At 72.1% G+C, this 24,697-nt stretch carries 21 protein-coding genes and 1 pseudogene; 11 read left to right on the forward strand and 11 right to left on the reverse strand.

Annotation, left to right across the window (positions count from 1 at the left end; all coding sequences use genetic code 11):
• Positions 1-956 precede the first annotated feature (956 nt).
• The gene (gene hemC / locus ACTWQC_RS01970) at positions 957-1,895 is read right to left on the reverse strand and encodes a hydroxymethylbilane synthase (protein WP_443313707.1); all 939 of its coding nucleotides are present in this window, start codon (positions 1,893-1,895) and stop codon (positions 957-959) included.
• A gap of 306 nt (positions 1,896-2,201) precedes the next feature.
• On the opposite strand from hemC, the gene ACTWQC_RS01975 reads away from it, so the two are divergent.
• Positions 2,202-3,182, forward strand: coding sequence for an aminoglycoside phosphotransferase family protein (locus ACTWQC_RS01975; protein WP_443313708.1), 981 nt, complete (start codon positions 2,202-2,204; stop codon positions 3,180-3,182).
• A gap of 35 nt (positions 3,183-3,217) precedes the next feature.
• Here the strand turns inward: ACTWQC_RS01975 and ACTWQC_RS01980 are convergent, their stop codons facing one another.
• The 4 genes from ACTWQC_RS01980 to ACTWQC_RS01995 form a co-directional block, all read right to left on the reverse strand.
• Positions 3,218-4,147 (reverse strand): SMP-30/gluconolactonase/LRE family protein, encoded by a 930-nt coding sequence (locus ACTWQC_RS01980; RefSeq protein ID WP_443313709.1) that lies wholly within the window; start codon positions 4,145-4,147, stop codon positions 3,218-3,220.
• A 99-nt stretch (positions 4,148-4,246) separates the two neighbouring features.
• Positions 4,247-5,392, reverse strand: a complete 1,146-nt coding sequence (dgoD, locus tag ACTWQC_RS01985) for a galactonate dehydratase (protein WP_443313710.1) — start codon at positions 5,390-5,392, stop codon at positions 4,247-4,249.
• On the reverse strand, positions 5,389-6,186 hold the full coding sequence (locus tag ACTWQC_RS01990) for a FadR/GntR family transcriptional regulator (RefSeq protein ID WP_443313711.1): 798 nt from the start codon (positions 6,184-6,186) through the stop codon (positions 5,389-5,391). Before ACTWQC_RS01990 ends, dgoD begins: the two co-directional genes overlap by 4 nt.
• A 117-nt stretch (positions 6,187-6,303) precedes the next feature.
• Positions 6,304-7,077, reverse strand: a complete 774-nt coding sequence (locus ACTWQC_RS01995; RefSeq protein ID WP_443313712.1) for an SDR family NAD(P)-dependent oxidoreductase — start codon at positions 7,075-7,077, stop codon at positions 6,304-6,306.
• 587 nt (positions 7,078-7,664) lie between these two features.
• Between ACTWQC_RS01995 and ACTWQC_RS02000 the strand changes: the two genes are divergently transcribed.
• Complete coding sequence (locus tag ACTWQC_RS02000) at positions 7,665-7,874, forward strand: hypothetical protein (RefSeq protein WP_443313713.1); 210 nt, start codon at positions 7,665-7,667, stop codon at positions 7,872-7,874.
• 108 nt (positions 7,875-7,982) lie between these two features.
• Here ACTWQC_RS02000 and ACTWQC_RS02005 read toward each other — a convergent pair whose 3' ends face one another.
• Positions 7,983-9,275, reverse strand: a complete 1,293-nt coding sequence (locus tag ACTWQC_RS02005; RefSeq protein ID WP_443313714.1) for a damage-control phosphatase ARMT1 family protein — start codon at positions 9,273-9,275, stop codon at positions 7,983-7,985.
• Between the two features lie 236 nt (positions 9,276-9,511).
• On the opposite strand from ACTWQC_RS02005, the gene ACTWQC_RS02010 reads away from it, so the two are divergent.
• Positions 9,512-9,847, forward strand: coding sequence for a hypothetical protein (locus ACTWQC_RS02010; RefSeq protein ID WP_443313715.1), 336 nt, complete (start codon positions 9,512-9,514; stop codon positions 9,845-9,847).
• A 240-nt stretch (positions 9,848-10,087) separates the two neighbouring features.
• On the forward strand, positions 10,088-10,612 hold the full coding sequence (locus tag ACTWQC_RS02015; protein WP_443313716.1) for a pyridoxamine 5'-phosphate oxidase family protein: 525 nt from the start codon (positions 10,088-10,090) through the stop codon (positions 10,610-10,612).
• 148 nt (positions 10,613-10,760) lie between these two features.
• Here ACTWQC_RS02015 and ACTWQC_RS02020 read toward each other — a convergent pair whose 3' ends face one another.
• Complete coding sequence (locus ACTWQC_RS02020; RefSeq protein ID WP_443313717.1) at positions 10,761-10,979, reverse strand: hypothetical protein; 219 nt, start codon at positions 10,977-10,979, stop codon at positions 10,761-10,763.
• 53 nt (positions 10,980-11,032) lie between these two features.
• Complete coding sequence (locus ACTWQC_RS02025; protein WP_443313718.1) at positions 11,033-11,404, reverse strand: VOC family protein; 372 nt, start codon at positions 11,402-11,404, stop codon at positions 11,033-11,035.
• A gap of 446 nt (positions 11,405-11,850) precedes the next feature.
• Between ACTWQC_RS02025 and ACTWQC_RS02030 the strand changes: the two genes are divergently transcribed.
• Positions 11,851-13,212, forward strand: coding sequence for a DUF1996 domain-containing protein (locus ACTWQC_RS02030; RefSeq protein ID WP_443313719.1), 1,362 nt, complete (start codon positions 11,851-11,853; stop codon positions 13,210-13,212).
• A 158-nt stretch (positions 13,213-13,370) separates the two neighbouring features.
• On the opposite strand, the gene ACTWQC_RS02035 is transcribed toward ACTWQC_RS02030, so the two are convergent.
• Positions 13,371-13,946, reverse strand: coding sequence for a redoxin family protein (locus ACTWQC_RS02035; RefSeq protein WP_443313720.1), 576 nt, complete (start codon positions 13,944-13,946; stop codon positions 13,371-13,373).
• A gap of 204 nt (positions 13,947-14,150) precedes the next feature.
• Between ACTWQC_RS02035 and ACTWQC_RS02040 the strand changes: the two genes are divergently transcribed.
• The gene (locus ACTWQC_RS02040; RefSeq protein ID WP_443313721.1) at positions 14,151-14,525 is read left to right on the forward strand and encodes a hypothetical protein; all 375 of its coding nucleotides are present in this window, start codon (positions 14,151-14,153) and stop codon (positions 14,523-14,525) included.
• Positions 14,526-14,693: 168 nt separating this feature from the next.
• On the opposite strand, the pseudogene ACTWQC_RS02045 reads toward ACTWQC_RS02040, so the two are convergent.
• Positions 14,694-15,500: pseudogene (locus tag ACTWQC_RS02045) on the reverse strand (glycoside hydrolase family 16 protein); the annotation flags it as partial.
• 396 nt (positions 15,501-15,896) lie between these two features.
• Here ACTWQC_RS02045 and ACTWQC_RS02050 point away from each other — a divergent pair.
• Positions 15,897-16,751, forward strand: coding sequence for a GntR family transcriptional regulator (locus ACTWQC_RS02050; protein WP_443313722.1), 855 nt, complete (start codon positions 15,897-15,899; stop codon positions 16,749-16,751).
• 61 nt (positions 16,752-16,812) lie between these two features.
• Here the strand turns inward: ACTWQC_RS02050 and ACTWQC_RS02055 are convergent, their stop codons facing one another.
• Entirely contained in the window at positions 16,813-18,033 is a 1,221-nt protein-coding gene (locus ACTWQC_RS02055; protein WP_443313723.1) for an ROK family protein, read from the reverse strand.
• A 194-nt stretch (positions 18,034-18,227) separates the two neighbouring features.
• Here ACTWQC_RS02055 and ACTWQC_RS02060 point away from each other — a divergent pair, with 194 nt between their 5' ends.
• The 4 genes from ACTWQC_RS02060 (at position 18,228) to ACTWQC_RS02075 (ending at position 24,663) form a co-directional block, all read left to right on the forward strand.
• On the forward strand, positions 18,228-20,393 hold the full coding sequence (locus tag ACTWQC_RS02060) for an alpha-galactosidase (protein ID WP_443313724.1): 2,166 nt from the start codon (positions 18,228-18,230) through the stop codon (positions 20,391-20,393).
• A gap of 32 nt (positions 20,394-20,425) precedes the next feature.
• Positions 20,426-22,252 (forward strand): glycoside hydrolase family 13 protein, encoded by a 1,827-nt coding sequence (locus ACTWQC_RS02065; RefSeq protein WP_443313920.1) that lies wholly within the window; start codon positions 20,426-20,428, stop codon positions 22,250-22,252.
• A gap of 321 nt (positions 22,253-22,573) precedes the next feature.
• Positions 22,574-23,293 carry a hypothetical protein gene (locus ACTWQC_RS02070; RefSeq protein WP_443313725.1) on the forward strand — a complete coding sequence of 240 codons (720 nt, stop codon included), beginning with the start codon at positions 22,574-22,576 and terminating at the stop codon, positions 23,291-23,293.
• Positions 23,290-24,663, forward strand: coding sequence for a copper resistance CopC/CopD family protein (locus ACTWQC_RS02075; protein WP_443313726.1), 1,374 nt, complete (start codon positions 23,290-23,292; stop codon positions 24,661-24,663). The genes ACTWQC_RS02070 and ACTWQC_RS02075 overlap by 4 nt, the downstream gene beginning before the upstream one ends.
• Positions 24,664-24,697 lie beyond the last annotated feature (34 nt).

A 24,697-nucleotide genomic window follows, 5' to 3' on the forward strand; every position in this document is an offset into this window, starting at 1 on the left:
TCTCCCCGCACGCTCATGTCGGCAGTGTGCCATGACTCGGGAAGGCCTGGACACACTGCACTTCCGACTCTGCAATGTCCAGAGTGGGTCTTGCCAAGTGTCAGCGGCTGCAACCATATTGATCGTGGTGACGCGGTCCACGTGGCTGTGGTGCAGAGAGTCCGGCAAGCCCCCCACCGATAGGAATCGCCGTGGCGCTCGGTAAGGCGATGACGTCTCGTACGACGGCAGGCCCTTTCTCGGGCAACGGCGTGCGCCGGCACAGGCGCGAGCGACCCCGCGCTCTGCGCCGGCACAGGCGCGAGCCGGCCCGGCCCCACGGCGGGTCCCGCCCATGACTCACGGCCTCGACCTGGTGACCCGTCTGTCCGGCCTGCTCGGACAGCGGAGACAGCGGGTGGAACCCGCCCGTCGGCGGCGCCTTGAGATACCGTCGGCCCTACCGACAGCCCTCGGATGCGACGCCGTCGGGGTGGACCGGCACCACGGGCCCCGGATCATGGACGCTTTGCCCCGGGTGGGGTGCGTCTTCGCCGACAGCGAGCGATGGTGGTGGGTCGTCCCGTCCAAGTCCCAATACGGGGTCACATGGCCGCCCATGGCGCGCTATTCGGTCGGCGCCTATGTGACCGCACCGCTCCAGGAGGAACGCGAGGGACGCGTAGGACACGTAGGACGCTTAGGACGCGTAGGAGCGCGCGCAGGACGCGCGGGAGCAGTCCCGCGGCCCGCCGTCCCCCGCCTGATCCACTGGCCCGACGACACCGTGCCGTACACCCACCCGATCCTGCTGTACATCGCCGTGTGCAGGGCCGCCGGGGTCCCGCCGAACTGGTCACACGACAGGCTCGGCAGGGGCGTTCCCGCTCGGTGACGATGCGCCGTGACGCGACGCGACGAGACGCGCCGCGCCCCCGGCGTCGCGCGGCCGGCCTCTCCCGTGACGCCCGCCCGGTTCAGTGACCCGCGATGCCGTCGATCAGCTCGCGCGCGCCCTGGCGCAGCAGTGCTACGGCGACGGACGTGCCGAGCGTCGCCGGGTCGAGCGGGCCCGCCCACTCGTGGGCGTCGAGAACGGTCTTGCCGTCCGGAGTGAAGACGCGGGCCCGCAGCGACAGCCCGCCATTGCGCTCGGACCTCGCGTACCCGGCGATGGGTGAGTTGCAGTGGCCCTGCAGGACGTGCAGGAACATCCGCTCGGCCGTGGTCTCCCGGAAGGCGTCCGGGTCGCCGAGCCCGCTCACGGTGTCGATGGTGGCGGTGTCGTCCTCGCGGCACTGCAGGGCCAGGACCCCGGCGCCGATCGGCGGGCACATCGTCTCCACGGAGAGGATCTCGGTGATGACGTCGGTGCGGCCGATGCGCTCGAGTCCCGACACGGCGAGCAGCAGCGCGTCCGCGTCCCCGGCGTGCAGCTTCTCCAGGCGGCGGTTGGCGTTACCGCGCATCGGCACGCACTCCAGATGCGGGTGGGAGCCGGCGAGCTGCGCGATCCTGCGGACCGAGGAGGTGCCGATACGGGTGCCCGCGGGCAGTTCGTCGAGCGTGAGTCCGCCGGGGTGGATCAGGGCGTCCCGGATATCGTCGCGCTTCAGGTAGGCCGCGAACGTCGTGCCGGCCGGGAGGGGCCGGTCCGCGGGCACGTCCTTCACGCAGTGCACCGCCAGGTCCGCCTCCCCCGCGAGCAGCGCGGCGTCCACCTCCTTGGTGAACGCGCCCTTCCCGCCCAGCTTCGCCAGGTCGCCCATCCAGCGGTCGCCCGACGTCGTGACCGGCACAACCTCCGTACGGATGCCGGGGTGGAGGGCGGCCAGCTCGGTGCGGACCCGTTCCACCTGGGCGAGGGCCATGGGCGAGGAACGGGAGACGATGCGGATCAGTTCAGGGGCGGACATGGCATCCACGATAGAGCGTCAGATCCGCGGGGCGGGCACTGGACCCGGATGTACGTGGCTCGCGGCTGCCGTAGCCGACTGCTGTACGCGCGATGGGGTCCCGATGTCAGTGGCAGTTGGCATCCTTCTACCAACACCCGGTCACCATGGGTGGCCGGTGAGTCACTCACCGGCGCTGAGCCCGGACCGGCAGGACCGACCGGACCGGCAGGACCGACCGGGCCGACCGGGCCGACCGGCCGGGGAGCAGGGGCAGGGGCACGCACGCCGGTGCCTGAACGGAAGGGGGGAGACATCGTGGTTGAGATGCCCAGGGATATCCGTCGCCTGGTGGCCTCAGTGGCGGGCGAGTTCACCATTGCCGCCGATCACTCCTGGGGCGGCTCCGGCCGGCCCGCCGTCTGGGAGGTGAAGGGCCTCGACGGGCGGCGGTGGTTCGCCAAACGGCATACGGGCCCGAAGGGGCACCGCCGGGAGGTCACCGCGTACCGGAGGTGGACCTCGGCGCTCGGCGAGGGGCGCGCCCCTGTGCTGGCGGCCGCCGACACCGCGGCGCAGGCCATCGTGGTCACCGCGGTGCCCGGGCGCAGCCTGGGCTGCCGTCCGCCGGCGCCGGAACGGGAGCGCGAGGCCTACCGGCAGGCCGGACATCTGCTCGCGCTGCTGCACTCCGCGCCGGTCGGCCAACCGGAGCCGGGGCGGGATGGGTTGGGAAGCGGGACGGAAGCCGGGGCTGAACGGGGGACGCAATGCGGGACAGAATCCGGGACGGATTCCAGCCTGGATATCGGGCCGGATATCGGGACGTCCTGGGCGGCGGATGTGGAGGCGGCGCTCAACGGCGGCGCGCTGTACCTGACCGCCGAGGACGACGCGCTGGTCCGTGCGATCACCGAGGAGCCGCCGCCGGCCCGGCCGCAGGTGGTGGCGCACGCCGACTTCCAGCCTCGGAACTGGCTGTGGGACGAGGAGCAACAGCTGCTGCGCGTCATCGGCTTCGAGCGGACCTGTGTCGAGCCCGCAGTGCGTCGCGACTTATGCCGCCTGGAGTACGGGATCCTGCACGCCCGTTCCGGTCTTCGGTCCGCGTTCTACGAGGGCTACGGGCGCGAGCTCACCGGCGATGAGCGCCGTGCGTGCGCCGCGTACGCCGCGGTGGCTGCCGTGCGCGCTCTGCGCTGGGGCATCGAGCATCGCGACCTGGAGACCGTCGAGCAGGCTCACGCGATGCTGGGCCGTCTCCGCGCCGAGCGCGCCGAAAGCTGTCGGAGGGGCGGGAGCCCGTGATGACCGACCGTGCGTTGGGCGACGAAGATTCGGGGTCAGCCGGGCCCAGCGGGGCGGAAGGGCATCGTGGGGAGGCCCGGGGTGTCCACGCGCAGTGTGAAGACCGCGCCGTCCAGCGGGCCCGGCGCGTCCAGGCCGATCCGGGCGCTGGTGATGTGAAGGGTCCGCCCGTCCGGACCCCCGAGGCACACTCCGGCGGGCTGGATGGCCGGTACCGGGACGACGCGGTCGAGCGTGCCGTCCGGCAGGTAGCGGTGGACGGCGCCCCCGCCCCAGATGGCGACCCACAGGCGACCTTGCTGGTCGACGGTCATCCCGTCGGGGCTGGCGTCCTCGACGTAGGCGAAGGGCTCGGGCGCGCCAAGCGTGCCGGTCCCCGGGTCGACCGGGTAGCGCCGGATGACGCCGCGGGCGCTGTCGGCCAGGTACATCGCCGTCCCATCGGCCGTGAACGCGGGGCCGTTGGGAACGGTGATGCGGTCCAGGACACGGGTGACGGTGCCGCCGGGGTCGACGCGGTAGAGCGATCCCGCGTCCTCGGTGGCGTCGTACGCCATGCTGCCCGCCCAGAAGCGGCCGTGCGGGTCGGCAGTGCCGTCGTTCATACGGGAGTGCGCGGGCGTATCGTCCTCGGGCCTGGCGAGCCAGTCGAGGGTGCCGTCGGGGGCGATGAGGCAGATACCGGTCCCTGCCGCGGCGATCCAGGTTCCCGGGCGGCCGGCCACCGGAGCCACAACGCCCAGTGGCACGGGCAGTTCGGCGAGCAGGCGCAGGGCGGCGGGGGCGGAGGTGGAGGCAGGGGCAGGGCCGGTGCCGCTCTCGCCGGGGGCCTCGAGCAGGCGTCCGGCGAGGATGTCGACGAGCACGAGCCTGCCGTCGGTCCAGCGGATGCCCTCGCCCAGTTCGAGCCGGTCCGCCCAGCGCGGCGTTGGTACGTCGTCGGTCATCGTCTCTGCGTCGGTCATCGTCTCTGCTCCGTCCGAGTCGCGGTCATGGCCGGGCGCCTGCGGCCGTCGGGCCGCCGGGGGCCGTTTGCCGGGGGCCGGTTGACGAAAGTTCCTCCGTCACCATTCGGCGAAGGAGCCGTCGGCGTGCCGCCAGACCGGGTTGCGCCAGGCGTGTCCGCGCCGGTCGGCCGTGCGTACCGCCGCCTCGTCGACCGTGACGCCGAGCCCCGGGAGCTCGGTGCGCCGGGCGTGCCCCGCGGTGAAGCGGAACGGCTCGGGATCGACGACGTACGACAGCAGGTCGGCTTCCTTGTTGTAGTGGATGCCCAGACTCTGCTCCTGGATGAGGAAGTTCGGTACGGCGAGGGCGATCTGCAGGCTTGCGGCGAGCGCGATGGGGCCGAGCGGGCAGTGCGGGGCGAGCTGGGCGCCGTAGGTTTCGGCGAGCGCGGCGATGCGGTGCACCTCGGTGATGCCGCCCGCGTGGGACGGGTCGGGCTGGGCGACGGCGATCCCGGCCGTCAGGGCGGGCAGGAATCCGGGCCGGTCGTAGAGCCGTTCGCCGGTGGCGACCGGCACCGGGCTGCCGCTGACGAGTCCGGCGAGCAGGTGCGTCTGCTCGGGCAGCAGCGGCTCCTCGACGAACAGCGGGTGCAGCGGGGCGAGTTCGGCCAGGAGGCGGCGGGCTCCCGCTGGGGTGAAGCGGCCGTGGCAGTCGACCGCCACGTCCCGGTGCGGGCCCACCACCTCGCGGGCCGTGGTGACGCGCTCGATGACCGCGGCCGTCTCTGCAGGGGTGGCGATCGGCGCCACCCGGCCCGCCGCGTTCATCTTCACCGCGGTGAAGCCCGCCTCGATCTGGGCGGTGATCTGCTCGGTGAGCTGGGCCGGTTCGTCGCCGCCGACCCAGGCGTAGACGCGGACGGTATCGCGTACGGGCCCGCCGAGCAGCGCGTGCACGGGGGCCCCGTAGGTCTTGCCCGCGATGTCCCACAGGGCCTGGTCGAGGCCGGCGACGGCGCTGGAGAGGATGGGCCCGCCCCGGTAGAAGCCGCCCTTGCTCAGCACCTGCCAGTGGTCCTGGATCCGCAGCGGATCCCGCCCGACGAGGTATTCGGCGAGGACGTCGACGGCCGCGCGGACGACCTCGGCGCGCCCCTCGACTACCGGCTCGCCCCAGCCGACGACCCCGTCATCGGTCTCGATCCGGCAGAACAGCCAGCGGGGCGGCACGAGAAACGTTTCGATACGAGCGATCTTCACCGGTCACGTACCGCCTTCCCGTTCGCGGCGCCGCGGACCTCGCCGGGGTCGCGGAGAGTTGTGCCGAGGTCGCCCAGCGCCTTGTCGAGGTCGCGGAGGGCCTTGTCGAGCAGCGCCCGCATGGCCGCCTCCGCGCCGTCCGGATCCCGCGCCCGTACGGCCTCCAGCACGGCCCGGTGGCTGGGCACCGGATCGTCGTGGTGGAGGGAGCTGTGGACGATGCGGTCGCGGTGGGCGAGACCGGACTCGATGACCATCTCCATCCGCTCCAGCAGCTCGTTGTGGGTGGCGGTCAGCAGCGCGCGGTGGAAGGCGAGGTCGGCCTCGACGGCGTGGGCGGGGCTCGCTCCCTCCCCGTCGTCCGCGTCCTCCTCCCCCATCGCGGCGAGGGCCGCCTCCAGGGCGTCGAGGTCGGCGCCGGTGCGACGCTCGGCCGCCAGCCGGGCCGCGGCGGGCTCGACGATGCCCCGGACCTCCCCGAGGTTGCGCAGCAGGCTGCTGTCGTCGCCCGACGCGCAGCCCGCGGCGAGCTGCCAGCGGAGCACGTCGGCGTCGAGCAGGTTCCAGTGGGCGCGGGCGCGGATGAACGTGCCGCGCTTCTGCCGGGCGTCGACCATCCCCTTGGCGGCGAGCACCTTCAGTGACTCCCGCAGAGCGGTCAGGCTGACGTCCAACTCGCGCTGCAGGGCCACGAGATCGAGAGTCGATCCCTCGGGAATCTCGCCGCTGAACACCCGGCGCGCGAGGGTCTCCACGGTCTGCCCGTGGAGCCCGCGGCGCACGTACGGCGTCATGTCGTTCCTGCCTTTCTGTGGCTCTCTGTGGGGGCGTCCGGGTCCAGGCGCAGGGCCAGGCGCAGGGCCAGTGATGCATCCAGGTCCGGGTCGAGGTCCAGGTCCAGGTCCACGTGCTCAGGCCGAGGCCTTGACGACGCTCCAGCCGCCGTCGACGACCAGGCTCGTTCCGGTGATGTAGGAGGCTTCGTCGGCCGCGAGGAAGGCGATGGCCGCCGCGACCTCCTCGGGTGTGCCGAAGCGGCGCGCGGCGGTTCCGGCGACGCTGCGCTGCCGGTCCTCCTCCGGCACCCGGTCCCAGGCCGCCGTCAGGATCGGTCCCGGCAGTACGGCGTTGATCCGCACCTCGGGCCCGTACTCGACGGCGAGCTGGTGGCACAGGGAGAGCAGCCCGCCCTTGGCCGCGGCGTACGCGGGGTGGCGGGGGATGCCGTGGTGCGCGTGCACCGAGGAGGTCAGCACGACGGCTCCGCGGCGCTCGCGGAGGTCGGGAAGGACGGCACGGACGCCGAGGAATCCGGCGGTCAGATTCACCGCGACCTGCCGGTCCCACGAGGCGAGGGAGGTCTCGTGAGCCGGTGTCAGGTGATCGATGTAGGCGTTGCTGACGAGGACGCCGACGGGGCCGGTGGCGTGGGCGGCGTCGATGACGCGGCGCCAGTCGTCCTCGTCCGCGGCATCGGCCCGGACGAACTCCGCGCGGCCGCCGCGTGCGCGGATCGCCTCGGCGACGTGCTTGCCCCGCTCGTCCGCGACGTCCGCGAGGACGACGGCGGCGCCCTCGTCGGCCAGGCGGGCGGCGGTGGCCGCGCCAATGCCCGATGCTCCTCCGGTCACCACGGCCACGCGATCGGCGAAGCGCGCGCCGTGCACCTGTGGCGGTCCACTCATGCGGCGGGCCCCTCCTTCGCTGGGGAACGGGAATGGAAAACGGGAATGGGATGAGGGATGAGGCAGGGGAAGTGCGGGGTCCGGTCCGACCCCAGACTCTGGGCGTCTTTAATTGCGAATATATGTCGCAGTGCCGGTGCCGTCACCACATGCCGTCGCCACCGGAGCCCGTGGTTCCTAGGGTGTCCGGCATGACGGGTGCACCGGACGGGAGCAATCGGTCCAGGCCGTCCGGACCGTGATCGAGGCCGAGTTGCGGATCCTCGACCCGAAGTGCGGGCATCCCCGGAGCTGGTGTACGAGGTGCTCGACCCGGAGTTCGTGGAGTTCGGAGCCTCCGGGCGGCGCTGGTATCGGGGCACGCCCACTGAGGACGCGTAGCCGCCTGGGCGCGGGCCGCGGTGGCCCCGGACACCGGGCTCCTCGCGTGCACCCGGGAGGCCGCCGACCTGAAAGCGCGAGCTGACACGTTGTCACCCGACACGCCGACGGTCCGTCACCTTTCCGCCCCGGTCGCAGTACTTCCGCGTGCGGCGTGCTGATCAGCGGGACACCGTGGTCTCACGCGCTCTCACAGGAGGTTTCCCATGCGCAACGTCATCCGCCTGGCCGCTGTCGGCATCGCACTCGGCGGCGCCCTCGCCCTCGCCTCACCCGCCTTCGCCGAAGGCCCCAACGGCAACATGCAGATGTGCTCCAAGCACATCACCCCCGGCATCCTCGGCGGCCTCCTCCCCAACACCGGGAACCAAGCCGAATCCTGCGTCACCAGCAGCTCCGTCAACCCCGGAAGCTGACACACCCGTACAGAGCCCCCGCTGCAGGCGCCGGGGCGGCCGGAACGCGGCCGCCCCGGCTTCTCTCGCCCCGGAACCAGGGCCCTGCCGCGCCGTCAGGGCCCGGCGTCACGGCCTGGCCTGGATCAGCGCGTGGCGGCCGTTCGTGCGCCACGGCTCCCCCGACGCGTCCAGCGACGCGAGCATTCCGGCCGAGAGGCCGGTCACGACGTCGGACTTCAGCGTCCGCAGCGCCGCGACCGGGCCCGGGAAATAGCCGGTGACCTCCGCGAAGGGCGTGGTGGCAGGCCAGTGCCGGTCGCCCACCAGACGGCGGTAGTTCAGGTCGCCCTTGAGGATCGTGAGCGCCGCCGACGCGAACTCTCGCCGCAGGTCGTCGGGCATCTCCTCGTACGGCAGAGGAGCGCAGAAGAACGGGTGCGCGCCGAGGGTCACCCGCTCTTCCCGCAGCGCCGTCCAGAGGCGGCTGCCGGTGCTGCCCGCCCGGCCGGGGGCCCGGTTCAGCCTCCGCAGGCTCGCCAGGACATCGGCGGTGGTGGCGTCGGAGACGTAGTACGGGTGGGGCTTCACCTGGAGGGTGATCTGTGCGGCGCGCCCGCTGGTGAGGAGGTGATCCGCGAGAACGAGATCGGGGATGAGCTCGCGGCCCGCGTTGTCGGTAACGATGACGATGCGGTCTCCGCCTCCGCCTCCGGCACCGCCTCCGCCACCGCCACCGCCACCGCCTCCGTCTCCGCCACCGCCACCGTCTCCGCTGCCTCCCTTGCCGCCGCGCTCGGCCGCGGTCCGCAGCAGCGTATGGAGCACCGCGCGGTCGTCGGCGACCAGAGGCGGGGTGGAATCGGCCTGCCGGGTGTCGTCCGCGGTGATGAGGAAGCCAAGGTCTGCGCGATTGCCCCAGAGGGCAGCCTGCAAGAGTGCGTCCGTCAGCGCCTCGTCGGAGGAGGTCTCGACCGTGTCGAGAGCGGCGAGTTCCCCGTCGACGAGGGCGCTGTTCAGCTCGGCTTCCTTGGACGGCCCGAAGGGGTCGATACCCCGCCACGGCCCCGGGCCGAAGTGGCCGACCGCCCCGAGCAGACGGCGGTAGAAGTAGCTCTCTGCCCACAGGAAAGGCGCGTCGGTCCACCGCTTGCCGTAGTGTCCGCCATCCCATGCGCCCGACCACACCGCATGGTCGTGGGCAGTGTCCGGCAGCGGCTCGATGACGCCGTTGAGGGTCTCGTCGAGGAGCCCGTCGAGCGCCCGCCGCTGAGCGGGAGTGAAGGGGAAGGCGTCGCCCAGCTTCCGGAAGAGAGCGGGATGGCGCTCGTGCCAGACGCCGTACGGGAAGGAGCCCGGCTCGCTGCTCACGATGACCGGCGCGTCGGCGCCCTCCCCGGATGTCCGCTGCGTTCCGTCCACCGTCGTCGTCCTCTCCGTCACGTGGCTCGTGCCGCGCCTTGTGACGGCGCATCACCTGGTAGTGGTCGTCAGGCTACGGGCTCATAGCTGGGCCCATGGTCTGAGGACCTGACATGCCGTCACTGCACGCACATTGTTTTCTGACGCCTGATCACCCCGGTCGCAGTAAGCCCGCGTGCGGCGCGGTGATCTCCAAGACACGGTGGAACCACCGCGCTCTCAAACAGGAGGTTCCCATGCGCAACGTGATGCGTCTGTCCGCTGTCGGTGCCGGGCTGTGCGGCGCCCTGTTCGTCGCCGCGCCGGCCGTCGCCGAGGCGGCTGACGGGCCCCACGGAAACATGCAGATGTGCTCCAAGAACGTCACCCCCGGCATCCTCGGCGGCCTTCTCCCCCACGCCGGCGAACAGAGTGAGTCCTGCGTGTCCAGCAGTTCCGCCAACCCCGGGGCGTCCGCCAACGCCGGCACGTCCGGCGGAGCCGGCGCGTCCGTCAGTCCCGGCATGTCCGGCGGCGCCGAGATGCCCGCAACTCCGGAAGCTCCCGCAAGCCCCGTAACTCCTGGTCAGTAGTACCTCTCCGGGCAAAGCCGGGGCGACCGTACGAGGACGCCCCGGCTTGCGTCGTCGGCCGGGTGACGGCGGGGGGCTCCTGGGCGGGGGGCTCCTGGCGGGGGCTCCTGGGCGGGCCCAGGGCGACGGGCTCCCGGCGACGGGAGTCCGTCCGGGTGCACCGATGAATCCGGCGGTACCGCGGTGTCTCGTCTACAGCCGACCGATTCGGCGACACTCAGCCACGCAGGGAGAAGAACCATGGCAGGCAGGGAACCGGTCACAGAGCTGGACGCGCGCTACAGCAGCAAAGGCGCGTCCCCGACCCCGTGGCCGACGGCGCGCGAGCGCCTCGAGACCGCCGAGCTGTACTGGCTGACCACCGTGCGCCCCGACGGCCGCCCGCACGTCACCCCCCTCCTGGCGGTCTGGCTGGACGACGGCCTCCACTTCTGCACCGGTCCCGCCGAGCGGAAGGCGAAGAACCTGCGGACCAACACCCACTGCGTGCTGACCACCGGGTGCAACGCGCTGCGCGAGGGGCTCGACCTGGTCGCGGAAGGCAACGCCGTGAACGTGACCGACCACGCAGCGCTCATCAGGCTTGCGGAGGCCTACGAGGCGAAGTACGGCACCGAATGGCACTTCGACGTCCGCGACGGCGCCTTCCACACGGAGGACGGCGGCACCGCTCTGGTCTACCGGGTCGCCCCCGCGACGGTCTTCGGCTTCGCCAAGGGCAAGTACGGCCAGACCCGCTGGCGCTTCCCCGACAGCGGTCGGTGAGCGTACAGTCGCGCACCGCGACTCTGCCGTCTCAGTAATTCAGCGATTCGACGACTCAGCGATTCGACGACTCAGCGATTCAGCGATTCAGCTGCGCCGACAACTCCGCGACCCCGCACCCGCACTCCGTAGCTCGGATACGCCCGGCTCAGAGCGTCCAGGTGTACTTGTCGCCGCCCACCCACCTCACGTACGCCGGATCGTCGAGATCCACATGCCGTAGCCCCGCATGCTGCGCCAGCCGGACCACGTCCAGCATGTCGTGGGCGATTCCTGCCGGGGCGCCGTTGATCTCGACGATGCGGAACGGGGGGTCGCCCGGCATCACCCGCAGAACGACGATCGGAGCCCGTGCGCCGTGACTCATGCTCCCAGCGTGTGGCAGCGTCGCGCCCGGCGCACCTCCGCGGGCGGATCCCCCTAATCGCGGGAGGGGATCTGCTGCACGGCCCAGCCGTTGCCGTCAGGGTCGCTGAAGAAGACGAACGAGCCCCAGGGGAAGTCCTGGATCTCGCTCACCTCCAGACCCCGCTCGACGAACTCGGCACGTGCGGCCTTGATGTCCGAGACCACCAGCTGCAGGCCCTTCAGAGAGCCCGGCCGCATGTCCGTGATGCCGGTCCCGAGCGCGATCGAACAGGCCGACCCCGGGGGTGTCAGCTGGACGAAGCGGATCTCGTCGCTGACCGTGTGATCGTGATCGGCGTTGAAGCCGGCCTTCTCGGTGTAGAAGGCCTTCGCCCGGTCCACATCGGAGACCGGCACCGCCACGAGTTCGAGCTTCAGATCCATGCCACGTCGTCCTTTCGTCCGGTGACCTGACCGCTGTCATCGGCGGCCCGGCAGGTCTGTGGACGACGCTAAGCGGAGTTGCGGTCGGGTCGTGTCCTCAACTCACCGCCATTGGCCGGGATGACCGTTGAATCCCGGACGAGCGCGCTCGGTGGCCGAACGGCGGTGATCGGCGCAAAATCGGCCCCCTCGGCGGCCTGCCGGCGCGGCTGCCCGGGGCCGGGCCCGTCGGCTTCCCGCTGCCGCATCGAGCACGAGAGCGTTCCCATCCGTATCTCTCCATGCGCCGAGCCGTCCCCACCGGGCCAGGGGAGGGCTCGGTGCGTATCCGGCCGGGCCAGGCCCCGGAAGGCGGCCCCCGGCGAGGGACAACGATCGGAAAGGGGCCCCTAGTGAAGAAGAAGGGCCACAGACGTTCCCGTGTCATCGGTACGGCAGTTGCGGCAGTGGCCGCTCTGGCTCTCGGCGGAGGAGGGATCGTACTGATCACCGACGACGCCGAGGCGGGCGGGGAGGCGTCGGCCTCCGCACCCGGGACGACGGGGCAGGCGACGGCGGCGACCATCGACTGCCCGGACGTCGCCGTCCGGCTCTCGCAGGTGCCACAGCAGGCGCGCCCCGAGGTGGACGCGGAACTGGCGCGGATGGACAGCCAGGTGGCTGACGCGTACCGGCGACTCGCCGCCTCGGGCGAGGCGAGCAGCGGGCAGTGGGTGAACTCGCAGGTCCTGGACCCGCTGGCAGAGCAGCGCAGCACCGCCCTCGACCGTATCGGTACGGCCATCGACCGGGTCGGTACGAGTCCCGACAACCTCGCCTCCATGGCGGCCTGCACGCTCAAGCGGGACGCCGCTGCCCCGGCTGCCTCCGCCTCCCCTGCTCCGAAGGGTTCCCCCGCCCCGAACGCGAGTTCCGCACCGGCCGCGAGTGGCCCGAACAAGTCCGACTTCGTGGACATCAGGAAGGTGCGGCCGGCCGCGGCCAAGCCGCGCGCCCGCAGCGGCGCGTCCACGGGCACGTTCACATCGCGCTGCGGCCGCAACGAGAAAAAGCACTTCAACTCGGACAACGTCATCGTGGCCCCCGGTGTGAGCAACGGCGCCCACCACAAGCACGACTACGTCGGCAACCTCGACACCAGCGCCTTCTCCTCCAACGAGAGCCTCGCCGCAGCCGGCACCACCTGCTCCAACGGCGATCGCTCCACGCACTACTGGCCCGTGCTGCGGCTGCGCGACGGGCAGCGGGAGGCCGACGCCGACGCCCCCGGCGGCGGCCAGGACGGCAACGTGGGACGCATCCTCCAGCCGGCCTCGGTCAAGCTCACCTTCCGCGGAAGCCCGGTCGGCAAAGTCACGGCCATGCCCCGCTTCCTGCGCATCATCACCGGTGACGCCAAGGCGTTCACCAACGGGACGACCAACGCCAACGCCTCGTGGAGCTGCACGGGTTTCGAGAACCGCCAGCTCAAGGACAAGTACCCGCTCTGCCCGAGCGGCAGCAGGGTCGTCCGCACCTTCAACTTCCAGAGCTGCTGGGACGGCGCGGACATCGACAGTGCCAACCACCGTACGCACGTGGCCTTCGCCCGTCAGGACGGCTCCTGCCCGAGCGGCTTCCGGGCCATTCCGCAACTGGTCCAGCGGATCACGTACAACGTGAGGCCGGGCTCGGTCTTCGCCGTCGACAGCTTCCCGGAGCAGCTCCACAAGCCGGTCACCGACCACGGGGACTTCATCAACGTGATGTCGTCCTCCCTCATGCGCAAGGCCGTCTTCTGCATCAACAGCGGCCGCAAGTGCGGCTGACCGCTCAGGCTCCGCGTAACGTCCGGCGTAGTGCCTGGCGCATCGCCTGACCGACGTGCCGAGCTGTCTCCCGTACGGCCGGGACCGTACGGGAGACGGCTCGGCGGCCGGCGCCCGTGGCCGCACCCTCACCCTCACGTGCGCCCGCATCCGCGCCCTCACCCGACCAGTTTCGCGACGCGGCTGTCCAGCTCCTCCGGGCCCGAGGGAACACCGCTGTGCACGACCTTGCCGTCCTTGTCCAGCAGGACGAAGGAGCTCTGCTGGGAGATCTCGAATTTCCTCCAGATACTTCCCTGTTCGTCGTTGAGATGCGGGAATCCGCCGACCTTCCGCGAGGAGACGAAGGACCTCATCGGCCCGGGCTTGTCGAGACCGGCCACACCGACGACGTTCACCCGGCCCTCGTAGGTCTTGGCGAGCTTCGCGGCCTGAGGGGCCTGGCCGCGGCAGGTGCCGCACCACGGCGCCCAGAACCACAGCACCGCCGGCTTCCCGGCCAGCTTCGCGCCGTCGAAGGGCTTCCCCTCGAGCGTCGTGCCCGAGAACCGGAGCGGCTCCCCAACACCCCCCGCGTCACCCGCGTCACCCGCGTCCGCCGCATCCGCACGGGCCCCGGTGCCGGGCGCAGCCGTGCCGCCGCCGCTGTCCATGCCGCAGCCGGCCACGGCGAGCGCGGTGGCGGCGAGCAGGGCGGCGACGAGTACGGGGGCACGACGGCGACGCGTGCGCATGGCGGCTCCATTGAGGTCTGGCGCTGCTGAACGTCCTGCAGCACTCCCTGCGGCTCCTTCAGATATACGGCCAGGACCCGGGAAACGTTCGGCGCCGGAGCTGAACGAGGTCCGGCCGGGCGCCGTATGACTCAGCACACGTCCGCGGACCGGCGTGCGGGACCAGCCCGCCGTACCGCTGCCGAACCCCTGGAGGACCGCCGCATGAGCGATCTCAACTCCCTTCCCCTGCAAGCCCTTCCGGATGGGAAGGCCGAGCTCCGCCTGGTGCTCCGCCTCCGCTGGGAGGACATCGCCCTCCTCGGCCACGAAGCCGGCCGGCTTGCCGCCCAGCAGCAGCGCCCGGTCAGCCTCGACGAGGCCGCAAGCCACCGGCTGAGCACCCGGCCCGCGCCCGCCGCGGTCGCACCCGCCGCACCCGCCGCACCCGCCGCGCCTCCTGCGGCGAAGGAAACGGCCGCGAAGAACCCCGCCGAGGGCAGGACCGACTCGCCTTCCGTGGTACACGCGGTCCGCTCCCCCTCGGACCCGCTCCCCCGGCACGCCCTCCAGCAGCCCGGCGAGCACCGCACCGCTTAGGCCGTATCCGGCGGATCACGGCGCCTGCGGCCGACCTCCCCTGACCCACCCTCCCCCAGCGGCAGTCCCCTGGGCCTAGCGGCCCGGGAGGTGCCCCCACGGGGAGGGCGCCCGTGGGCGGAGCCCGCCACGGACCACTGCGGGGAAAGGGCCGCCGCGCTCCAGCGCCTACGGCACGGTGTCCGTGTGCGTGATCCCCTGGTCGCGGTAGGCCCGGACCTGCTCCTGGATCTGAGCGGGTGTCAGCACGCGGTCCTTGACGTAGTAGACGTAGTCGACCTTCTGGTCGTACGCGCGCGTGGTGGCGCTGTCCTGCAGGCCATCGGCGATGATCCACTGGTTGAAGTTGACCGACATCGGGGTCTCCGGGAGATACGGCTCCCCGTGGGTGGCGAACAGGTTCCCGTCCACGTAGTACGTGATCGCCGCGCCGTCGACGGTGACGACCAGGTCGTGCCAGCCTTCGTAGCTCGCCCGCACCTCGTTGTGCGTGTTCACGGCCTCCCAGGGGTCCGGGCGGTAGGTCTCCCACGACGTCGTGAACAGGACGTTGTCCGGCTCGCCCCAGCCGCCGTTGGGCAGATACTCGAAGTCCAGCTCGCCGTAGTCGGGGTCCATGGGGGCGTCGAGCGGGGTGATGGTGAAGAAGGTCTGCACGAGCTGGTCGCCGTCGGGGCCGCTCGTGGGCGCGTCGGAGAACCGTACGCGGGCGGCGTAGGTGCCGTTGCCGAACTTGCGCCGGTGGTGGATCTCGGACTGCTGCGTGCCGGCCCCGGTTCCGTCGGTTCCGGTCTCCAGGTTCATGACGCTGTTGCCGCCGTCGGAGGTGAAGGTGATGTTCTCCGGCCGCCAGGCGGCGCCGGGTACGCCGGGCCCGCCGGAGCCGGACCTGACGGTCCAGCCGTGCTCCGCGAGCTTCGGGTCGTTGTGCGCGGAGTAGTTGAAGTCGTCGAAGAGGGCCGGGTCGTCCTGCGGGGCCCGGTCGTCCTGTGCGGCCGAGGCGGGCAGGGCGGTGAGGGCGGCGCAGGCCAGCCCGGCGGCGGTGGCAACGGCCGCAGCCGTGCGCAGTCTTGTGGCGGTGGTCGGTATGTGACTCATCGTCCGACGTCCTCGTCTGAAGTAGGTGGGGGGTCTCGACGTACTACTGGACCGAAGCTGACCAGTTGGCCAACTGGTCAGCTTCCAGCCCCAGAAGCTGGCATAGACCAATGTCCCCGTCAAGGCTCACGCTGTCCCGAATCTCACCGTAAGCAGGCCGAGTTGGGTGATGGGGATTCGCACCCCTCGGCCGACCCGGCAGCTTCCAGCAGACCAGTTGTGTGCTCTGCGACGCACTGGTTACCATCCCAGCCAGGACGGAGGAGCGGTCGGATGGACGGCGGATCGTCACGGGCGGTGCTCAAGCGGGAGAGGGTCCGCGACTTCCTCCTCGAGCTCATCGACGCACGCGGCCCGGGGGACGGCATCCCCTCGGAGCGCACGCTGTGCGCCCGGCTCGGCGTCTCCCGCCCCACGCTGCGCGCCGCCGTGGACGAGCTGGTGGCGACTGGTCAGCTGGTACGCGAGCACGGCCGCGGCATGTTCGTGGCGCCCGCGAAGATCACCCAGGAACTCGTCGGCGACGACCGGGCCATGACGGCCCCCCGGGCGGACGGCGACTGGTCCAGCAGAGTGCTGGAGCTGACCACCGTGCAGGCCGGTGCCCGCATCGGCCGCAAGCTGCGCATGTCCCCGGCGGCCGAGCTGGTCTCCGTCGCACGGCTGCGGCTCGTCGACGGCTCCCCCATCGCCATCGAGCATCTGCACTTCCCGGCCGATGTGGTGGCCGGCCTCTCGCGGGCGGAGCTGGAGGCGGGCGACCTCTACGACCACCTGAGGGAGCGTCACCAAGTGCGGGTGCACGAGGCGCTGCAGTCGATCGAGCCCACGGTGGTCAACGAGGACGAGGCCCGTCTGCTCGACGTCCCGGTCCTCTCCCCCGCCCTGCTGTTCGAGCGGCTGACCACGGAGACGTCCGGCCGTCCCGTCGAGTACGTGCACTCGCTCTACCGGGGCGACCGCTACCGCATCGTCTCCCGCCTGGCGCTCGACCCCTCGGCGAGCCCGGCGGCGCGCACAGACCCGACGGTCCGGCGCGGGCACCACCCCGGCATCCCGCCGGGCGACTTCGCTCTGGGCGGCAGCATCGCGTCGTCGACGACCGGAGACGTGCAGTCCGCTCCTTAGGCCGTGCCTGGCGAAACGTTCCCCGCACTTCGGACACGCTCTGAAGGAAGCCCGGTTGCCGTCAGTTCCCCGCGTCTTGGGCGCTGGGTGCCTCACCCTCCCGCCTCGTTGGCGAAAGGCGGGCCGGGCGGGGCGGGACGGCGCCCAGGACGTACGTCTGGATGGCCGTCGCCGCGGCGCCGCGCGCCCACTCGTGGAAGTCGATGGGCCGGATCTCGAGGGAGAGCGGGGGCGCGCCCGGGTAGCGGCCGTCGCGGATGGCCTCGTCCATCTCCTCACGGACGGTTACGGCGAGGCCGATGCCCTCGCCGGTGAGCACGAAGCGCTCGGTGAGGGTGATGTTGGCGACCGCGGCGATGAGACGGCCGAGTGCGCGCCCCGCGGCCATGACGACCGGCTGGGCCACCGGGTCTCCGGCCGCGGCGAGGGCCAGGCACTCCTCGTACGAGACCTGGCGGCGCAGCCCGACGGAGACCGCGGCGCAGATGCCCGGGACGGACAGCATGGCGGTGGCGCAGCCGCGGTGGCCCGAGGGGCAGAGCGGGCCGAGCGGGTCGAGGGGGAAGTGGCCGAGGAGGCCGACGCCCGCGTCGGGGCTGTCCACGACCGCGTCGTGCACCACCAGGCCGTAGCCGACGCTGACGCCGGTGGTGAGGACGGCGAAGCGGTCGTGGCCGCGGCCCGCGCCGAACCAGTGCTCGGCGCGGGTGAGGGCGAGGAGGTCGTTGTCGACGACGGCGGGGAGGCCGAAGGCCTCGGTGAGGAGCGCGCCGAGCGGTACGTCCTCGGTCCACTCCAGGAAGGGCGCGGCGGTGACGGTGGCGCGGTCGGCGACACGGCCGCCGAGGCTGAGGCCGAGGGCCGTGACGCGCGGTACGCCGGCGGTCAGGTCCGCGGCGAGCCGGTGGACGCTCGCGACGACGGAGGCCGGGTCGCGGCCCGGCAGGTCGGCGCGGGCCGAGGCGATCACTTCCGCGCGCAGGGTGGTCACCACGACGTGGACGTCGTCGCCGGTGACCTTGGCCCCGATGAAGTGGTGGGACTCGGGGGCGATGTCGAGCGGCCGGGTGGGCCGCCCGGTGCGCGGCTCGTGGCTCGTACCGGCTTCGACGAGCAGGCCGCTGTCCAGGAGCGGCCTGGCCAGCCGGGTCAGGCTGCCCGGCGACAGGTCGAGGCGGCGGGCCAGCTCGCTGCGCGGCAGCGGGCCCCGCAGCAGCACCTCGAGGGCGACGGCGTGGGCGGCCCCCGAGGGCGGGGTCCAGGGCGGCGGGGTCGCGGGCAAGGTCGGGAGCCTCCACGAAGGGTCACGGTCGTCCGGTGGCGTGCACCCTACTGAGTTCTGGCACGGAAGTCTTGGGGTGGGATTCGGGCGGTTTTCTGCGGATGAAGCCCGGCGCTTCCTCAGGGTTGACCGGCCCCAGACTTCCGCAATACAACTAACCCTGCCAGTCACCGCCACCGAGCAAGGGGTCTTCCATGGGCGAAGGACACGCCCCCCGCCCGCTCCATCTCCGCTCCTCCGGCACCAGTCTCGTCCTCGACTGCGCGGGGGACCTGCTGCCCCGGGTCGTCCACTGGGGCACCGATCTCGGCGAGCTCACCGACGGCGCGCTGGCCGCACTGGTCGCGGCGGACGCGCCACAGATCGTGAACAGCACCCTCGATGTCCCGGTACCGGTGAGCGTGCTGCCCGAGCAGTCCGCGGGCTGGCTCGGCACCCCCGGTCTGTCCGGCCACCGCGAAGGCGGTGATTTCTCCACCGCCTTCATGGTCCGTTCCGTGGAGACGGGCGACGGCCGGGACGGCCCGGTGCGCCACCGGGTCGCCGTCGAGGCCGCCGACGACCAGGCCCGGCTCTCCCTGCGGCTGGAGATCGAGCTCACCGGCTCCGGGCTCGTACGGCAGCGTGCCGAGCTCACCAACGAGGGCGAGGACGACCGCCCGTACACCCTGGACGGCCTGCTGCTCACCCTGCCCGTCCCGGGGCACGCCACCGAGCTGCTCGATCTCACCGGCCGTCATCTGCGCGAACGCTCCCCGCAGCGCCACGCGTTCACCCTCGGCACGCATCTGCGCGAGAACCGCCGCGGCCGCACCGGCGCCGACGCGACGCTCGTCCAGGTCGCGGGCGAGCGCGGCTTCGGCTTCCGTACGGGTGAGGTGTGGGGGCTCCACGTGGCCTGGAGCGGCAACCACCGGTCGCTGGCGGAACGCACGAACACCGGGGCCGGGCTGCTGGGCGGCGGCGAGGCGCTGCTGCCGGGCGAGGTGCGGCTGGCGCCCGGTGCGTCGTACACCAGCCCCTGGGTCTACGGCTCGTACGGGCGCGGGCTCGATGAGCTGGCCGGGCGGTTCCACGGTTATCTGCGGGGGCGGGCGCACCACCCCTGCGAGCCCCGCCCGGTCACCCTCAACACCTGGGAGGCCGTCTACTTCCGGCAGGACCTGGGCAAGCTCAAGGCCCTGGCGGACGCGGCGGCCGAGGTGGGGGCGGAGCGGTTCGTGCTGGACGACGGCTGGTTCCGGGGCCGCCGCGACGCCCGCGCCGGACTCGGCGACTGGTATGTGGACAAGGACGTCTGGCCCGACGAGGGCCTGCACCCGCTCGTACGCCATGTCCACGGGCTCGGCATGGAGTTCGGCCTCTGGGTCGAGCCGGAGATGATCAACCCGGACTCCGACCTGGCCCGCGCCCACCCCGAGTGGATCCTGTCCACGGGCGGCCGGACCCCGCCGCCCGCCCGCAACCAGCAGGTCCTCGACGTCGGGCAGCCGGGGGCGTACGGGTACCTGCTGGAGCGGCTGGACGCCCTGGTGAGCGAGTACGGCATCGGCTATCTGAAGTGGGACCACAACCGCGACCTGGTCGAGGCCGGGTCGGGCCCGGGGGGCGCCGCCGGTGTGCACGCGCAGACGAAGGCCGTCTACCGGCTGATCGACGAACTCCGGGCCCGCCACCCGGGGTTGGAGATCGAGTCCTGCTCCTCCGGCGGCGCCCGCGTCGACCTCGGCATCCTCGAGCGCACGGACCGGGTCTGGACCAGCGACTGCATCGACGCGCTGGAGCGCCAGCAGATCCAGCGCTGGACCGGGCTGCTGCTGCCGCCGGAGCTCCTCGGCGCCCACGTCGGCGCGCCCGTCGCCCATACGACCGGGCGCACCCACACCCTCGACTTCCGCGCCGGCACGGCCCTGTTCGGACACTTCGGCATCGAGTGGGACCTCACCGACGCCGGGCCGGAGGCGCGGGCCCGGCTCGGCGAGTGGATCGCCGCGTACAAGGAGCTGCGGCCGCTGCTGCACGGCGGGACGGTCGTACGCGGCGACCACCCGGACCCGGCACTGTGGGTGCACGGGGTGGTCGCCCCCGACCGCTCCCGGGCCGTCTACGCGCTCGTGCAGACCGCGACCGGCGTCCAGTCGCCGCCCGGCCGGGTCCGCCTCCCCGGCTTGGACGAGCGTGCGGACTACCGGGTGGCGCCGCTGGCTCCGGGCGACCGGCTCCACGGCCCGGCCCGCTCGCCGCTGCCCTGGTGGGGCGACGGCGCGGAGCTGCCGGGGTGGGTGCTGGCCGCCGTCGGCGTCCAGGCCCCCGTCCTCCATCCCGAGAGCCTGGTCCTCGTCGAGGCCAGGCGGATCTGACACTCAATCAGTGAGGTTCGATTCCCTTGACCATGGCCGTGAACGGCGCCCGCGGCGCCGCTGCCGAAACCACGACCGAAGCGGGACCCGAAGCCGGGCCCGAAGCCGGCTCCGACGGTGCGAGGCCGGACCCCTGGTGGAAGACGGCCGTCGTCTACCAGATCTATCCACGGAGCTTCGCCGACTCCGACGGCGACGGCATCGGTGATCTGCCCGGCATGGAACGGCGTCTGGACTACCTCGCCGGGCTGGGCATCGACGTCCTGTGGCTGTCCCCGGTCTATCCGTCCCCGCACGACGACAACGGCTACGACATCAGCGACTACCAGGGCATCGACCCGGTCTTCGGCACGCTGGAGGACTTCGACCGCCTGCTGGCCGCCGTCCACGCGCGCGGCATGAGGCTCGTCATGGATCTCGTCGTCAACCACACCTCCGACGAGCATCCGTGGTTCACCGAGTCCCGCAGCGGTCCCGGCAGCCCCAAGCGCGACTGGTACTGGTGGCGGCCGGCCCGGGAGGGCAGGGAGCCCGGCACTCCGGGCGCCGAGCCGAACAACTGGGCGTCCTTCTTCTCAGGGCCGGCCTGGGAGTACGACCCGGCGAGCGAGGCGTACTACCTGCATCTGTTCTCCCGCAAGCAGCCCGACCTCAACTGGGAGAACCCCGAGGTCAGGCAGGCGGTGTACGCGATGATGCGGTGGTGGCTGGACCGGGGCGTGGACGGCTTCCGGATGGACGTCATCAACCTGATCTCCAAGGACCCCGCCCTGCCCGACGGGGCAGTCCGCGACGGCAGCCCGTACGGGGACGGCTCGCCGCACTACACCTGCGGCCCGCGCATCCACGACTATCTGCAGGAGATGCACCGCGAGGTGTTCGCCGGGCGGCCCGGCGAACCGCTGCTCACGGTCGGGGAGATGCCGGGCGTGACGGTCGGGCAGGCCCGGCTGTTCACCGACCCGGCGCGGGCCGAGGTCGACATGGTGTTCCAGTTCGAGCACGTCGGGCTCGACCACGGAGCGGACAAGTTCGACGTGCGGCCGCTGCGGCTGACCGATCTGAAGGTGTCGCTCGGCCGGTGGCAGACCGGTCTCGACGGCACCGGCTGGAACAGCCTGTACTGGAACAACCACGACCAGCCGCGGGTCGTATCGCGCTTCGGCGACGGCAGCGGGCCGTACCGGGTGCGCTCGGCGACCCTGCTGGCCACGGTCCTCCACCTGCACCGCGGAACGCCGTACATCTACCAGGGCGAGGAGCTGGGCATGACCAACGCCCCCTTCTCCTCGGTCGACGACTTCCGTGACATCGAGTCGCTGCGCTACTTCGCGGAGGCCGTGGCGGGCGGCGCGGACCCGGAGCGGGTGCTGGCAGGGCTGCGCACCATGGGCCGCGACAACGCGCGTACGCCGATGCAGTGGGACGCCTCCCGGCACGCGGGCTTCACCACCGGCGAGCCCTGGCTCGCGGTCAACCCCAACCACACCACGATCAACGCAGCCGCGGCCGTGGCCGATCCCGCCTCCGTCTACCACCACTACCGGCGGCTCATCTCCCTCCGCCACGACGAACCGGCCGTCGCGCACGGCGACTTCACCATGCTGCTGCCGGACGACGAGCGGGTGTACGCGTTCACACGGCGGCACGCGCGCGTGGAGCTGCTGGTGCTGGGCAACTTCACTGGCGAGGACGTACGGGTGGACCTGCCGTACGGGGAGTCCTGGGCAGGGGCCGAGCTGCTGCTGGGCAACGCACCGGAGGCGGCGGGGCCACTGCGGACTCCGGTGGTGCTCGCCCCGTGGGAGGCGCGGGTGCACCGCCGTACGGTCCCCGCTCCCCGGCAGGAGGAGAGCTGATCCCGGCCGAAGGCGGGAGAATACCCATTTCCGGATCCAATGGGATTGGACCGGGCTTGTGAGCAACGAGTTCGCACTCCGAAATCGTACACCCGACGGAATTCGCATTCCGGAGGAGAGCGAAACGTGTTGCCATTGCTTCTAATTCACCATTACTTCACACGTCTTCACCAGGCACGATGCGCTGTATTGGGACGTGTGCCCCGTTCTCACAGATAGGCGGGTACGGAAAGAGAGGCAGGCAACAGCCGATTAACTGGCGCGTAGTCGTGGTGAATTTCTCCTGCAGTTCAGTCGGGCAATCGTCGTTTTGATCAGGCCATGGCAGGAGGGACGATGCCCTTCTTCACCAAGGCGGTCTGGCCGGGAGACCACCGTGACGAGATCGTCGCGGGTGCGCTCGTCGGTGCTGTAGTGATCGTCGTCGGATACGCGTCGGGTATTGGCGGCGCCCGTGCGCCGGGTGCCCAGGAGGCGGCAGCGCCGCCGGGCGTGCAGCCCGGGTCCACCGCACCGCCCAGCCCCGGCCCCTCAACAGGCGGCCCTCCACCGGACGGCGTGCCAGCGGCGCCCCCGGCCGTGCTGCCGCCCCCGGGCAGGGGCTTCCAAGTCCCCCCGTTCACCTTCCCCGTGGAGCACACCGGACACGGGCAGGGAGGACACGGTGGATCAGGGCTTCCGGGCGGCGGGCACGGCAGCGGCCACGACGGTGGACCCGGCGGCCACGACGGCGGTCATGGGACCACGCCCGCGCCGTCTCCCTCCGACCCTGCCGGGGACTACGGTCCCGGCATCGGTGAGTCCCCCTGCTCCGACGGGTCGGTGCACCTCGTCCAGCCACTGCTCGAAGGCGTCACCAGCCCCGTGACCAGTCTGTTGGACGGCCTGCTCCTGGGGCCCGGCACACCCGACGGCGCCACCGCACCATCCTCACCGGATGCCGAGGACACGGACGACGCCGCGGACGAGGCCCGCCTGCCCGCCATGTGCACCGGGCTCGAGCCCGAAGCCACGGCGACTCCCCCCGCGGACACGCCATGACCCCCCGCCGGGCCGCCAGTGGCCTCGTCGTCCTCGTCGCAGCCCTGCTGCACGCACTCGGCACCGCGCCCGGCGCCGCCGCGCACACCGAGCTGCGCGACTCCCGTCCCGCGGACGGGGCCCGCCTCGCCCATCCCCCGTCCCGGATCGCCCTCACCTTCAGCGAACCCGTCCGGCCCGCCGACGTCACGGTCACCGTGGGCGGCGAGCGACTCGCCGTCCGACCGGCGGAGGCGCCGCGCACCCCGACGGCGACCGTGCTCGCCGAGCTCCCCGAAGACGCCAAGGGCACCGCCGGCCGGCTGCGGGTGGACTGGCGGGTCCTCGACGCACACGACGGCCACGCTGCCTCCGGCCACCTCGGCTTCCGCATCACCACAGCGGCCGCATCCCACGGGCACGGCAGCGAACAGGCGGCGCCCGACGGAGCCCACAGCAGACCGGCCGCGGCGCCCGCCCCGTCAACTGCGGTACGCCAGGCCCTCGTCTGCACCCGATGGCTCGGCTATCTCTCCCTCACCCTCTTCGTCGGCGGCCTGGCCTTCCTCTCCCTGCTCTGGCCGCAGGGCACGGACGACCGGCGGGCCAGGGCCGTGCTCGGTACGGCGTGGCTGTCCGGGCTGCTGTCGGCCGTCGCCGCCCTGGGCCTCCAGGGCGCGTACGCCACCGCGGGTACGCTCCCCGACGGGCTCGCCCCGGCCACGTACCGCGAGGTGCTCGGCACCGACATCGGGATCGTGCTGGCCGCCCGCGCTCTGCTGTGGCTCCTGGCCGCGGCGGTCCTCGCGGCCATTCTGCAGGCCGGGGAAGCGGCCGCCCGCTCCCCGGGCTGGCGGGTGGGTGCGGTGACGGTGGCGTTCGGCCTGCTGCGCACCACCGGTATGGCGGGCCACAACTCCGAGGGCAGCGCGCCCGCCTGGGGCGCGATTGCCGACCTGGTCCATCTGCTCGGCGTCTCGCTGTGGATCGGCGGGCTGGCCATGCTCACCTTCGCCGTGCTGCCGCGCCGCAGCCCGCGGGAGCTCGCCGAGGTGGTGCCCCGCTACTCCACCCTGGCGGCGGTGTCGGTGACGGCGATCGCCGCCGCCGGACTCGTACTCGCCTGGCAGGTGGTCGGCTCACTTGACGGCCTGCTGCACACCTCCTACGGGCGGCTGCTGCTGCTCAAAGTCGCGATGCTCGGCGCCGTGCTGCTGGTGGCGCAGCGCAGCCGACTCTGGGTGCGCACCAGGCTCGACCTCGCCGTGCTGCTGCGCGGCGACGCCGCCACCGTGCGGCCCTTCGGTTACTCGGTCGCCGCGGAGACGGTGCTTGTCCTCGTGGTTCTCGCGGCAACGAGTCTGCTGGTCACGGCCAACCCGGGCCGCTGATCCGGCACTTTCCCTCCCATCCCTCCCCACCTCG

The sequence above is a fragment of the Streptomyces sp. 8N616 genome (assembly GCF_052246385.1).
Lineage (GTDB): Bacteria > Actinomycetota > Actinomycetes > Streptomycetales > Streptomycetaceae > Streptomyces.